The 14040-nt window shown below is 38.8% G+C and carries 10 protein-coding genes and 2 pseudogenes; 9 read left to right on the top strand and 3 right to left on the bottom strand.

What is annotated here, in order from left to right; translation table 11 throughout:
* Positions 1-565 precede the first annotated feature (565 nt).
* The 9 genes and pseudogenes from IRT38_RS02305 to IRT38_RS02265 all read left to right on the top strand — a co-directional run bounded on the left by IRT38_RS02305 (position 566) and on the right by IRT38_RS02265 (position 11027).
* A pseudogene (locus IRT38_RS02305) lies at positions 566-1504 on the top strand (IS5 family transposase).
* 540 nt (positions 1505-2044) lie between these two features.
* Entirely contained in the window at positions 2045-2653 is a 609-nt protein-coding gene (locus IRT38_RS02300; protein ID WP_002159601.1) for a hypothetical protein, read from the top strand.
* A gap of 91 nt (positions 2654-2744) precedes the next feature.
* Positions 2745-3509: a hypothetical protein gene (locus IRT38_RS02295; protein WP_000672051.1), complete on the top strand. Its 765-nt coding sequence runs from the start codon at positions 2745-2747 to the stop codon at positions 3507-3509.
* A 24-nt stretch (positions 3510-3533) separates the two neighbouring features.
* Complete coding sequence (locus tag IRT38_RS02290) at positions 3534-3917, top strand: hypothetical protein (RefSeq protein ID WP_000733361.1); 384 nt, start codon at positions 3534-3536, stop codon at positions 3915-3917.
* Between the two features lie 123 nt (positions 3918-4040).
* Positions 4041-4361 carry a hypothetical protein gene (locus IRT38_RS02285; protein WP_000734101.1) on the top strand — a complete coding sequence of 107 codons (321 nt, stop codon included), beginning with the start codon at positions 4041-4043 and terminating at the stop codon, positions 4359-4361.
* Positions 4362-4473: 112 nt separating this feature from the next.
* Complete coding sequence (locus IRT38_RS02280; RefSeq protein WP_005064486.1) at positions 4474-5406, top strand: IS5 family transposase; 933 nt, start codon at positions 4474-4476, stop codon at positions 5404-5406.
* A gap of 22 nt (positions 5407-5428) precedes the next feature.
* Positions 5429-6349, top strand: a complete 921-nt coding sequence (locus IRT38_RS02275; protein ID WP_005092561.1) for a hypothetical protein — start codon at positions 5429-5431, stop codon at positions 6347-6349.
* A gap of 103 nt (positions 6350-6452) precedes the next feature.
* Positions 6453-7415: pseudogene (locus tag IRT38_RS02270) on the top strand (IS481 family transposase).
* A 264-nt stretch (positions 7416-7679) separates the two neighbouring features.
* Positions 7680-11027, top strand: a complete 3348-nt coding sequence (locus IRT38_RS02265) for a DEAD/DEAH box helicase (RefSeq protein ID WP_194596859.1) — start codon at positions 7680-7682, stop codon at positions 11025-11027.
* Between the two features lie 17 nt (positions 11028-11044).
* Here the strand turns inward: IRT38_RS02265 and IRT38_RS02260 are convergent, their stop codons facing one another.
* The 3 genes from IRT38_RS02260 to IRT38_RS02250 all read right to left on the bottom strand — a co-directional run bounded on the left by IRT38_RS02260 (position 11045) and on the right by IRT38_RS02250 (position 13960).
* On the bottom strand, positions 11045-12334 hold the full coding sequence (locus IRT38_RS02260; protein ID WP_004647812.1) for a type II toxin-antitoxin system HipA family toxin: 1290 nt from the start codon (positions 12332-12334) through the stop codon (positions 11045-11047).
* Positions 12331-12639: a helix-turn-helix transcriptional regulator gene (locus IRT38_RS02255; protein ID WP_004282130.1), complete on the bottom strand. Its 309-nt coding sequence runs from the start codon at positions 12637-12639 to the stop codon at positions 12331-12333. The genes IRT38_RS02260 and IRT38_RS02255 overlap by 4 nt, the downstream gene beginning before the upstream one ends.
* A gap of 191 nt (positions 12640-12830) precedes the next feature.
* Positions 12831-13960, bottom strand: a protein-coding gene (locus tag IRT38_RS02250) for an IS3-like element ISAcsp5 family transposase (protein WP_111828316.1) whose coding sequence is annotated in 2 segments (ribosomal slippage) — positions 12831-13708 and positions 13708-13960 — 1131 coding nt in all. Because the reading frame shifts where the segments join, the coding sequence is not laid out codon by codon here.
* Positions 13961-14040: the final 80 nt, after the last annotated feature.

Genomic DNA, 14040 nt, shown 5'->3' with positions numbered 1-14040 from the left:
TATTTATTGTTTACATTTATATTGTTCAAATACACACTAAAAAATTTGCTTAGTAGTTTCATTAGTAATAACCATCGAAAAATAATAATGTTTTAGGTTGTGTTACTAACTGAATCTCTAAAACTAAAGTCTTTAAGATTCAGTAAATATTAATTATTAGGGAAAAAAAGAAGGATGCCTTTTAGTATCCTTCAGTGATCCCAGTCTGCTAACCAGTTTTAAAAGTATCACATTAAGTTGTTGATAAAAATAGAATAAATATTTATTCTAATTGAGATTATTTTTTAAAAATTAGGCAGATAGCCTAAAAATTGTTTGAGTTCCGAGTCATTTTTAATACAAAAAATTACAATTAAATTTCGGCTGAGGTACATTGTGGCGTACAAGAAGTTTTAATTTAAATAGGTGCCAGTCCTGCTTTTTTTGTTAATATCGATTTAAAAATAAAAATCCTGTTGAAAGTGTATTATATAAATATCTTGTAAATATATAATGTTTATCAGTTTAAATTGGCTTTGTTGAACAAAGCTATTCTAAAAGGTTTCATCAGCAATATCATTTCCAAATGAAGAAACCTGAATCCAAAATCTATCGCACAACGAATTGTCTTATAACCAAGCTTTAATCAAGCGAGGAAATATTTCAATTTGGTTCGATCCCCAGACTCAATGGTATGCTCAGCCACAAGCTAAACATGCAAGAAATCAAACCTATTCTGATACAGCAATTCAGTGCTGTTTGATGATCAAATTTATCTTTCGACTTTTTTGCGTATGGTCACAGGCTTTGTGCAAAGCATTATTCAACTCAGTGAGTTAAATTAGACAGCACCGGATTATTCCACACTTTGCAGACGACAAAAGCAGATTAATATTGCGATCAGCTATCAAAAAAGTCATGAAGGACTACATCTATTAGTAGACTTAACTGGCCTAAAGTTTTTAGGCGAAGGCGAATGGAAACGCAAGAAACATCAGCCTGAATATCGTTGGCAATGGCGTAAAATGCATATTGGTATAGATGCTAAACCTTGCAAATACGAGCTATACAGCTCACAACAAATAATGTAAGTGATTCACAAGTCTTGGGTGATCTGCTAAATCAAATCTCATCTGATGAACTCATTGATTCTGTCTATACCGATGGAGCATATGATACGAAATTGTGCAGACACGTGATTTCAGATCGTCATGCACATGCGGAAATTCCTCCAAGAAAAAATGCAAGGTCATGGAATGATAGGAAATTGGGATCTTTAGAAAAAATGAACTATTGAAAACTGTCAAACCTCTAGGAAGAACGCTTAGCAAAAATGGCCTAGCTATCATCGGTGCAGTTTGGTTGAAACTAAGATGCATTGCATCAAATTATTGGGCGGTAAACTCAGTGCAAGAAGTTTTGATAGTCAGGTCAATGAAATTCATGCACCTTGCGTAGTAGTACTACTCATGCCTTAAATAAATTTACAGAATTAGGTCGACCTCAAACCCAAGTTGTCACTTAAATTTGAGCAACTTAGGAAAGCTATTTCTTTAAAATCTTTATACAACAAAGCCGATTGACTCTATATCTTCTTAATTTTATTATGCGATTGCGGGCACACATTGCCAGTCGGTTTTAGCAGACCGTTGATCCAGTACGGAAAATAGCTTGTCTATTTTTCGTGGACCTTCTCGTCCCCCTTTTATCTTTATGGTAGGACAGAAGGGGGACACCTTCGGGTGTGCTGGTTCCTTGGATCCCAGTCTGCTAACCCTCTTTTGTTCTGCCACCATTATTTAGCAGTGATATGGCAGAACTTCTTAAGATTCAAGGAGTTTCTCATGCTGTACCAATCTTTTCTAATTTGCGACTCACCCCATGTTCAACCTTGTTGTGCTTTGCAACGAGGGCGATACGGCTAATTTATTATTATTCGTCTGTATTCAAACAACATTTTTACAAGAACAATCCAACGGTGGATGGCTAAGTCACGCCTATAAAAAATAAACCTTTTTATATCTGCTGGTGATTGTGCATTGCATTGAACATGCGGGAAACAACCATGACTGAATTAAGCAAACCCAAAATCATACCTATTGAACACCGTCCACAAAAATCTAAGCTCTTTATAAAATGTGTGGTCTTACCCATCGTGATCTTTCTCATCGTTGCCAAAATCTTCTCTTTTGGTGCTTTCGGTTACATCTTCTTCGGCTTTGACCTGTTCTGGTTTGTGATCCTTTACTACCTTTATGAATATGGAAATACCTACTTTGACGGGATGACTGAACAACTCAAGCGTCAAGGAGAAACTTTTAACTACCAAAACCGTGGTGTTTGGATCAACAGCCAAGATAAAACCATTATTCTGTTTGATCAGCCAGATCAACGCCTCGTGAAATATCCCTTTGATTACATCACTTCCGTTGGACACTACAACTTAGTTGAAGATAATTTTAGAACCACGACCACTGTGATCAGCAATCCAATGATGGGAACACATGTCAATCAACAAGTTCATCGCACACCGATGAAACGAGAGTTTCAAGTCAATATTGGCACACGAGATCCATTCAAACCGAATTACAGTCTAAAAGTCCTATTTCCTTGGCGTAGTCCACAAATGGCCAGTGAAATCCGTCAGCTACTATCAGCGGATCATTATCAATAACTGATGTTAAACGATTAAAAATAAATAAGTATTTTACACGAGCACTTCTTGCGGGTAGCCAAAGCCCGTAGGAGATGCGAGGATCATTAAAATGAAATTTCGATTTAAACCTCTACTGATCAGCAGCATGACCTTGTTGATCATGCAGACTGTGACGGCTCAACCCCTGTCTACATCTAAGCCATTCACCTTAGAGCAGGGCTTAACTTGTCTGGATTGGGCCAAGAAAGAACAATCTTTGAGTAACCACTTAGCCTTGATGGGCACCGAAATGAAATGGCCATCTGGAATCACCTCATTACAGCAACAATTTCAACAGCAGTACCGCAAACAAAAGAGCAGCGTCATCAATGATCCTGATGATGAAAATTTCTGTGAAGATTGTCCTGAAACCGAAGTTTATTTACCCAATAGCAAAAGCAATCCCATCAAAAGGATTGAAACCTTAGTACACGTCAGTGTTGCAGGGGCAAAAACTGCAATCTATCGTGCTGATGACATTAATAACACCAAACAAAAGATTGAGGATGGATTAAAGATTCAATTTAGTCGCTATAGCGGACAACAATTGAAAAGCTTTAAACAGCAATGGGATAAAGCTTCAATGCATGATGATCAAAACAGAAGCAAGACCCACAAAGTCTTTCAGCAATATCCACATTTAAAGGTCTTTGATGGAGAGGTTTTCAACAATCAAAAGGTCTACACCCCCAAACAAATTTATATCTATAGCCAGCCCTATAAAAGAGATGTATCTGATCCGAATGACATGATTGCTTTTATTAGCCTTTATGACAATCCAGTAAATCCATCACAACACATCTTACAGTGTGGCTTTATTGACAATGTGTTTTAACAACTAAATTAAGAGTCTATTCAAATGAAAAAATTAATAATTGCAGGATTATGTTTAAGTCTTTCAACCTTGGCTAGTGCAGGCGTAAAAGAAAGCTTAGTTGGTAAACGATTGGTCTTAGATTTACCCGATGTAGAATGTGCAGGCTTGTCCTTTTCCAAGAATGGAAAAGATGCTGCAATGTATGCAGAAATAGGGCAATGCCAAGATCCATTACCATTAAGAGTAAAATGGTTAGATGACAAGACTTTCATTTTGATTGAGAAAGTACGAACCAATGAAGTTTCTCCACCACGTACTTATTTATACCTGGTAAAAAGCTACAAGAAAAATGGTGTTGAATTGACAAATATCTCGACAGGTTGGGGAGATCATAAAGATACGACCATCAGTTATTATTTTAAATAAAGAGAAGGATTGGCAGCTTAGAGCATGCGTTAAAAAACAATCAATCAACGATAAGTCATAGGTTTAAAACAATGAACTACTACGCAGAGGACCCCTTCTAGGTAATGTGACCTAGGAGGCAATATGAAAAAGCTGAAATTTCAGTACCTACAACCTGAAAATACTCACCCTAATGACGGTATACGACAACGATACCCTCATCTGAGAAATGTGTATCATAAAAAGTTCAGTACACTTCAAGAGCGTAGTTTTTATTTTCTTCATTTGATTGAATATAAGAACTATCCTTTAAAACTTCGTGTTGCACGAGGTACGGGCTTGCCTGAAGAATGGGATGATTTACCTGCTTATGTCTATAAAGTTGCAAAAAGTTGGAAGCATAATTCTAGAAGACGGAAGCAATATTTTAACAACAACCAAAATAGTAAAATGAGTAAAGAATAAGCTGACTAAAAGATAGAAATTGGAGCTATTTCTCCATTACTTTTTTGGATATATTTAAGGCTTTGTTGCACAAACCTATCTGTAAAGGCTTTTTCAGCGATATAATTTTCAAATGAAGAAGCCTACACACAAAATCTACCGCACAACCAATTGGCCCGCATATAACCGAGCACTCATTAATCGCGGAAATATTGCCCTTTGGTTTGATCCTGCTACGCAATGGTATGCTCCATCAAAAGGCAAACAAGGGCGAAATCAAACCTACTCCGACGCAGCCATCCAATGCTGCTTAATGATTAAATCCTTATTCCGTCTATCTTTACGTATGGTCACTGGCTTTGTGCAAAGTCTGATTAAACTTTGCGGATTAAATTGGACCGCACCAGATTACAGTACGCTTTGTAGAAGACAAAAGCATATTGATATTGCAATCAGCTACCAAAAAAGTAGCGATGGGCTGCATCTACTCGTAGACTCTACAGGGATGAAGTTTCTAGGTGAGGGCGAATGGAAACGCAAGAAACATGGAGCTGAATATCGTCGCCAATGGCGTAAACTACATATTGGTATAGATGCCAAAACCCTACAAATACGCGCTATTCAGCTCACAACCAATAATGTCTGTGATTCACAGGTGCTTGGTGATTTACTTAATCAGATTCCACAAGATGAGCAGATTGACTCTGTTTATACCGATGGAGCTTATGACACCAAGCAATGCCGTCAGGTCATTGCAGATCGGCAAGCACATGCGGTGATTCCACCTAGAAAAAATGCGAAACCATGGAAAGATACAAAGAGTAGCTCGCTAGAGCGAAATGAATTACTTCGAACAATTAAACGTTTAGGTAGGACACTATGGAAAAAATGGTCAGGCTATCATCGCCGAAGTTTGGTTGAGACTAAAATGCACTGCATCAAATTATTAGGAGATAAACTCAGTGCAAGGAGCTTTGATAGCCAAGTCAATGAGGTTCATGCACGTGTAGCAGTCCTCAACAGATTTACGGAATTAGGTCGACCACTTACCCAAGTTACGCCTTAAATTTGGCTCAATTAGGGGCGCTTTGCCTTTCAAATCTTTGTGTAACAAAGCCGATGCAGGCCTGCATAGTGAAGGGCAGTTTGTAAAAGCTCTTGATGAGTTTTCAAAACAAAATGGCTTAATGGGGAAAGCCACACATTGGATTAAAAATATTGGTTCTTTAAGTACAGAGGTGGCAGGGGTAAAAGCTGAAGTGACACTTCTACAAGGACAAGTGAATTCCAGTATTTTGTCTAGCATTACTAAACTGGCTCAGCAGGGGAAACCTATTTTACTGTTACTTGATGAGATTCAGGCTTTAGCTAGTTCAAAATATAAAACCACGATTGCCAGTTTACGTACCGCTTTAGATATGCATAAAGAAACAATAAAGGTAGTTTTTACTGGTTCAAGTCGAGAAGGCCTGAGACAAATGTTTTCTGTGAGTAGTGCTCCCTTTTTTCATTATGGACAGAATTTACCTTTTCCAAATCTAACAAAAGCATTTACAGATCATCTGGCAGATGTATTTAATCAGACAACAGGACGTAGTTTGAATAAAGAAATTTTATGGCACGCTTTTTTAGATATGAAGCAAAGTCCTCAACTAGCAAGATCATTAGTGGAGCGTTTAGCCTTAAACCCAATGCTGGCTATAGATTTTGCCAAGGAACAGCTTATAGCCGATACAATGGGGCATCGTGACTTTTCGGGATTATGGGGAGAGTTTAAGTTATTAGAACAGCTAATTTTAAAAGCCATAGCGGAATCACAAGTTGAACTTTATAGTAGTCAATTTAGACAACATCTGGCTGATTCCATTGGTGTAGATAACATTGCGGTATCAAGTATTCAATCGGCCCTACGTTCTTTATCAAAAAAACAAATTATTTTTAAACCAGAAAATGGTACTTATGAAATCGAGGATGCTCTTTTTAAAGAATGGATTATGGATGAAGCATAATTTTGAAAACTCATTTGGATAAAAATTAACCGCACTGAGCTTGTCGGAGAATTTTTATTTAAGTATTTTATTCATAGACATTATTTCAATATAATGGGTGTCTATGAACAGAGAAATTCAACAAAGACTCGTATGAGTTAAATTATTTGAAGAGACTAATGATGCTGGCCTAGTTTGTCGGAGATGTGGCATTTCTAGACCAACGTTACGCAAGTGGTGGAAACGATATTCTGAGCAAGGTATTGATGGATTAAGTAGCCAGAGTAGACGTCCCTTAAAATCGCCAAATACTAAAATCAATGCTGAGCTAAAAGCCTTAATATTAGAAATGCGCTCAGCTAGAAATTTTGGTGCTCGACGTTTGCAAACAGAATTGATGAGGCTGCACGGAGTCTCGTTGTCCTTAGCGACTATCCATAAAGTACTATCCACCCATCAAGTCAAACCGATTAAAAAATTCCGTCGTAAAGCAGATTTCATTCGTTATGAACGCCCATTACCAGGCGATAGAATTCAAATGGATACCTGTAAACTGGGTCCAGGACTATATCAGTACACATCTATCGATGACTGCACACGATATCGCGTTTTAAGGATATATAAACGCCGAACAGCAGCGAATACTCTCGACTTTTTAGACTGCGTAATTGAAGAAATGCCTTTTCCCATACAGCGAATACAGACCGATCGTGGGCGGGAATTCTTTGCTGAAAAAGTACAGAAAAAAATGATGCAGCATGGAATCAAATTTAGGCCAAATAAACCAGGTTCACCTCATCTGAATGGCAAGGTAGAGCGTTCACAAAAAACTGATAAATCTGAGTTCTACGCTACTGTAGATATCAATTCTGAGGATATCCAAGACAAGCTAGCCGAATGGCAGCATTACTATAACTGGATGAGACCACATTCAGCGTTGAAAGGTAAAACACCGATGGAGAGGTACTTTGAATTATGTGAAGAAACTCCTTTCTCAGATGAAGTCCAGAAGCAATACAACCCCTCAAATGAACGGATTCAACATGCCAATTACAAGATGGATCTAGAGATCGCTAAATTGAAATGATCTCTATGAATCACACATAGAAACAATGCTAAAACTTTTGACCCCATTTGGTTTAAAATTAACTGTTGTGAAGAAATGATCACTTTCTATCAGGATATTTTCGATCTCAATGAACTGTTTAACTTCTCGAATTTGATTGTCTTTATTCACAATATTCCTATTGAGTGAGTCGAATCTGTGCTCAGGTTGAGCAGTTCGGCTACTGTTCTGAAATGACAGCTTTGTCCGTTATAATTGTATAAACATTTTTAGTATCTGGTAATCATGTCCTCATTGATCAATTTTCTATCTCGCTTTAGTACTGCAACTCTTCAGCGCAGTCTGAGCTATGCTAAACACATTGATAGGGAAACGATTGAGTTCTTTGAGGACAAAGACGGGGTTACGATGTATGCCCAAATTGAAGGGACAGATTATTACGATACTGCAATTACCTATAATCCCCAAAAAGACCTTTTAATCGATGACGACTGCACTTGTCCGGTTGGATATAACTGTAAACATGCTGCTGCTTTAGCGCGGTTATTCTTTCAAGAATATCGTCAGGAATTTCAGCAGCGTTATGCTGACTCTCAATCCCCGCAGGGAATCGCAAAACGCCAACGGGGGGATGATCAGGCGCAGCGCTGGTTGAATGATTTTAAACGGTATTTACAACAGACTGAACCAGAGCAATCTGTCAAAACAAACAATTATTTAATTTACCTGCTAGATCAGTCTGTCAGCTTAAAGAAATTGACAGTTGATGTTCAGAAGGCCAGACGCAATAAAAACGGCTCAATTGCGGGGGAAAGTTATTATACCCAATATGAAAATATCACCAGAAAGCATCTGACTTTACCTGAACAAAAACGACAATTATTTAACCAGATTTATTATTATGCCAAAATAAACAGTGACGAACGCTTTTATCAAAGCAATCTCGATATCTCCAGCATTTTATTGGAGCATTTCAAATCTTTTATTCAAAGTGGCGATGTTTATTGGCAAAAAAAGAGCCATGCTGCACTTCAATGGTCAGAACAAGGCTACAACATCGAATTTAGATGGGAACAAGGGGCTAAACAACAGACTGAGCATTTAAATATTGAATTGGTCAATGGTGATATTCGACTCGATTTGAAATCAAATCCACATATTCAGATTCTCGCGAGCCATCCACCATGTTATGTGGATATTCAACAGAACACGGTGGGCCAGTTATATGGTGAATATACGGCAAATCTTCTGTACCATTTTTTACAGATGCCTGATCTTCCATCTATGCTCTTGCCAGAGTTTGAGAAACTGACTCATCAATATTCAGACGTGAAAAATCTGCCTCAGCCCGAGTCTATTCAGCATATTGATGTCCTTGAGGGTAGTCCCCAGCCAATTTTACGCTTCGGTGTTTTAGATAAATTTGATTGGAAATGGGAAGAGTCTGTTTGTGCTGAAATTGAATTCTCCTATGCAGGCGGAAGAATAAAAGCAGGTACATCAGGCGACAGTTTTATTGGTGAGCAGCATGGCAAAATGGTGCGACAGCTTCGGGACTTAGTTCAGGAACAACAGTCAATCCAGCGTTTACAGCTATTGGTCGAATCACTGAAGTGGGTGAAAGATCTTAGTTATGACCAGCAATTAAAACTGGATAAACAACGTCTTGATTCTATGGTTTTTGCTTTCTATGGAGACTGGATCAAACAGCTGATGCCCATCAATCAAATGGAGTTGATGGGCTGGCAGATAGAGCATCTGGAAAACAGCCCCTTTAACCTGCAATATGTTGAAAATTTAAATATTTCTATCACTGAATCTGAAGGCCAGCAGGACTGGTTCAATATCGGGGCGACGGTTCAAGACAGTGCAGGCAATTCTTATAATTTGCTTGATGCGCTCGTAGCTTTGGTGCGAGTAAATCCTGATTTACTTGATCCACGGACTTTTATTCATCTGCATGACAGTCAAATTTTCACCGTGAAAACTGCAGTTGATCAACCTGATTTGGCGCTATCCGCTAGGGATATTAAGCCGGTATTGTTGCATCTGCAGAGCATTTTACAGCAAGAAGAGCGCAGTATTGATCGCTATGATGCGAGTCAATTATTAGAATTGCAGCATAATCTTGGGATGACATGGCAGGTCAGTGACCAGCTGCAGCAATTTGTACAGAAATTCAAACAAGGCTACCAGCAACAACTGCCGACACCACAAGGTTTTCAGGGGGAATTACGTCCATACCAGCAGCAGGGCCTAGGCTGGTTACAGTTTTTAAGGGAAACCCAGCATGGCGGGATTTTGGCGGATGATATGGGCTTGGGTAAAACAGCACAAACTTTAGCCCACTTACTCATGGAAAAGCAGGCTGGTCATTTGCAGGACAGACCCGCCTTAATTGTTGCACCCACATCGCTGATGCATAACTGGTTCAAAGAAGCGGAAAAATTTACCCCTCAGCTGAAGGTATTGCTGCTACAGGGGCCCGACCGCCATCAGAATTTTGAGCAGATTCCGCACTATGATATTGTGTTAACCACCTATCCGCTTCTAGCGAGAGATGAAGAACAATTAAAGCAATATGAATATCATCAACTCATTTTGGATGAGGCGCAGAATATCAAAAATCCGCGTGCCAAAGCTGCACAGGTAGTACGGCAATTAACAGCGCGACATCGTCTATGTCTAACCGGTACCCCGATGGAAAATCATTTGGGTGAACTGTGGGCACTATTTTATTTCCTGATGCCAGGATTTTTATATTCACAAGAAATTTTTAATAAAAAGTACCGTCATCCGATTGAAAAACGCGGTGATCAGCAGTTAAGGCAAAAGTTGGTAAACCGCATTAAACCCTTCATTTTACGTCGCTTGAAAACTGACGTAGCCAAAGAATTGCCAGAAAAAACCACGATTGAAGTCAATATTGACATGAATGACCAGCAATCCAAGTTATATGAGGCTGTTCGTGCCACGATGCAGGAAAATATTCAGAAAATTGTGGCAGAAAAAGGCTTTAAACGTAGTCAAATTCAAATTTTAGATGCCTTACTGAAGCTACGTCAGGTCTGTTGTCATCCTAGCTTGCTGAAACTGGATTCAGTTAAAACCGGGCAGGCGTATTCTGCCAAACTTGAACAGTTGATGGATATGGTTGTTCCAATGGTGGAAGAGGGACGAAAAATTCTTATTTTCTCTCAGTTTACCTCAATGTTGGAGCTGATTGAACAACAGCTCCATCACGCAGAAATTGGCTATGTGAAGCTGACTGGGCAGACCAAAAAGCGAGATGAAGTCATTACAGCATTTCAGTCTGGACAAGTGCCGGTATTTTTAATCAGTCTAAAAGCAGGAGGGGTCGGTCTGAATCTAACTGCCGCAGATACGGTCATTCACTATGATCCATGGTGGAACCCTGCTGCTGAAGACCAAGCTTCAGATCGTGCATGGCGGATTGGACAGGACAAGCCGGTATTTGTGTATAAGCTGATTACCAATAAAAGCATAGAAGAAAAAATTCTTGCCTTACAGCAAAATAAAGCAGAACTGGCACAGTCTATTCTAAGTACCGATCATGAGGGCGAAGCGAAACTGACGGAAAATGACGTGATGAACTTGTTTGAGAAATTTTAGTTTGGTTTCAGATTACCCTAATCATCTGTAAGTATCTGAAAGTCTGGATGCAATTTTTTCCAATGTTCTCTTAATTTTTCTTTATGAACAGAAATCATAGGTAAGTCTAGTAATAGCACTGGCCATACTGACCGTGCTTTGTCCATGATCGCGTGAAGTTGTTTTTCAATAACACGCCATGGAACACCGACTTTTTCAGCCCATTGTTCAAAGTGTTTCATCTCAGCTAAATACCAATCTTTATTTTTGGCAAGATTTAATGCGAAATGACGCTCATTTTCAATATATACACTGGTCATTAATATATCGTATGCGGGAGATAATCTGGGTGCACTTTTATCATGATAAATCATACTCCAGTTTTTTAAGTGCGCATCTCCATTGGCGAGCAAAATATTGACGAGTAAGCGGCTGGCAAATTGCTGAATATCAAGAATTTTGTTATCTGAAAATTGATAAATGATCTTTCCTATCTGCTCATAATTTGTGGTGCTGTATTTCTGATGTGGATATGCGCCGAAGATCTGAGCAAAGTCTTCGATGTGAATAAGCTCTATAGTATCAGCAGTACTCTGTCTATCAAATCTTTTGATTGCGAAAGCATATTGCTCTTGGGGTAAATTTAATGGTGGCAGGTCTTGTAAGAGTGCCATATCCACCAAGCGAATCTCAGGGACATCTATGCCGACTGTTTTGGCAAGGCTCATCATAGAATACTCATTTAGTGGAACAAAACCATGTCTGGAAGAAGGAGTTTTGATAATCCAATCCCCTAATAGACTGGATTCTATTGCCTGTGCTAATGTAAAACGCCCATCTTTGGCTTTCATGGAAAACTTCATTTGGACGCCAGCCAAGGAAAACTTATTATCTGTTCGAATCTCTTGCTTTAAAATCTGATCTGGATTCGAGATCTGCAGTTTGAATTTTATTTCATCTGGAATTTCTTCTGGATCTAATGGGGTCGCAATGAGTGCTCCAGGTAAGTCATGACCTAAAGCTGCCAATAACTGAAATTCATTGTCTATATGTACTTTAAGGCTTTGTGCAATGAGTTCGCGTAATGCGCCTTCTGGTAGCAAGTTTGATAGCAAGGGGTGTAAGCGCTGATGTGTAACATAAGTCTTTTCTAAAATCTTATCTGCTTGAGGATACAAGGGGGAAGTCAGCAAGCTCAAGGTCTGGCGTTGCTGATCAAATCGGAAAGAATCCGTAAAAACCAGAATATTTTTTCCGCTCTGAAATCCTGCCAAGTATCCAACGACAGCGTGATGTAATGTTAATTTCAGGACGGCAACAGTATTCATGGTTCCTCTCCTCCGAGAAGACCCTTCCATGGGTTAGTCATTAAGTCATCCTGATCTTCAATAGTGACTTTAATTTCATCATTCAATAATTGTCTAATCAAATGAACCTTATCATCAGGGATGAGCATCAGTTGAGCATTTAATCCTGCCGCGATAATTTCTAAGGTCTCTAATCGAGGGTTGCCCTGACTTTCCAGCTTTTGGTATTGCTGTCTTGAAATGCCTGTACGGGATTGCATATCAACTTGCTTTAAGCCCAATTGGGTTCGTCTTTTTTTGATTTGCTGAAGTAAAGACTTATTCATTGTAGATACATTTATTGCTTTTAGGTCATGTAAGAAACATATTAGTTTCTTTTATTGTGAAAAGCAATTTATGATTTTGTTTAATGTAGATAGTCTGACCATTGAAAATAAGGGGAATTATTAATGTGGTTCCGTTAATTAGACCACTCAATTCAGTTTTATAAGTGATAAATCCGCTCTAAATATTTAAATTATGCTGCCATTACTTTTAGTAAATGTTGATCATAAAATTCATCCGGTGTTGCCTTATTCAAACTTGAATGAGGACGTATCATGTTATAAAAATCCAAATATTCAGCAATTGATTGTTTCGCTTGTTTAACCGTATTGTAAGCCTTCAAATAGACTTCCTCATGCTTCACGCTGCGCCATAAACGCTCAATCATCACATTATCCATCCATCGTCCTTTCCCATCCATACTGATACGGATATTTCGCAATTTTAACTCATTCAAAAATGCCTCGCTTGTGAATTGACTGCCTTGGTCTGTATTAAACACCTCTGGACAACCATATTTCACAATTGCTTCTTGCAACGCATCTATGCAAAAGTCTGTTTCCATACTGATCGATACACGATGAGCCAGTACTTTACGGCTGTGCCAATCAATCACAGCACATAAGTAGACAAAGCCTTTAGCCATAGGAATGTACGTGATATCTGTACACCAGACTTGATTAGAGTGATCGATGACCATGTTTTTCAACAGATATGGGAAAATACGGTGTGCAAGATTAGGCTTACTGGTATTGGGTTTTGGATACAAGGCATGTATTCCCATCAAGCGCATTAAACGTCGGACTTTACGCCGACCTATTTGATGTCCTTGACGCTGTAGCATATCTCGTATCATTCGACTGCCCATAAATGGGTAGTCGAGATGAATTTCATCGATTAGACGCATCAAACTCAAATCAGTTGATGAAATCTCTTTGGACTTGTAATACAACGTAATGCGATTGATTTGAATCAATTGCGATTGTTGTCGTACCGAAAGTTGATGGGTCTTATCGATCATTTTTTGCCGCTCAGCTGCCCTATTTTTCTGAGCGCACCTTCTAAAAAATCAATTTGCAATGCCTGATGTCCTATCTTGGCATGTAAAGCTTTGAGGTCAATTTCAGGTTCTTGTTGTGCTGTTGGTCGTGAAAAAATATTGATTGATTGCTCAAGCAGTTGATTTTTCCAATCGATGATTTGGTTTTGATGTAAATCGAATTGAGTAGAAAGTTCAGCGAGTGTGTGGTCGCCTTTAATTGCTGCGAGAGCAACTTTAACTTTAAACTCTGCTGAATGATTACGACGTTTTCTTCGTGTCATGGTTGACTCCAAAAACAAGCATTTCCCATGCTTATTGGGGAGTAGATTATCACTTATAGGCGTGGTCTAAAATCCTAGCC

It is taken from the genome of Acinetobacter sp. SK-43, assembly GCF_015351505.1.
Classification (GTDB): Bacteria; Pseudomonadota; Gammaproteobacteria; order Pseudomonadales; family Moraxellaceae; genus Acinetobacter; species Acinetobacter junii.
This window is presented reverse-complemented; position numbering and strand designations above follow the sequence as displayed.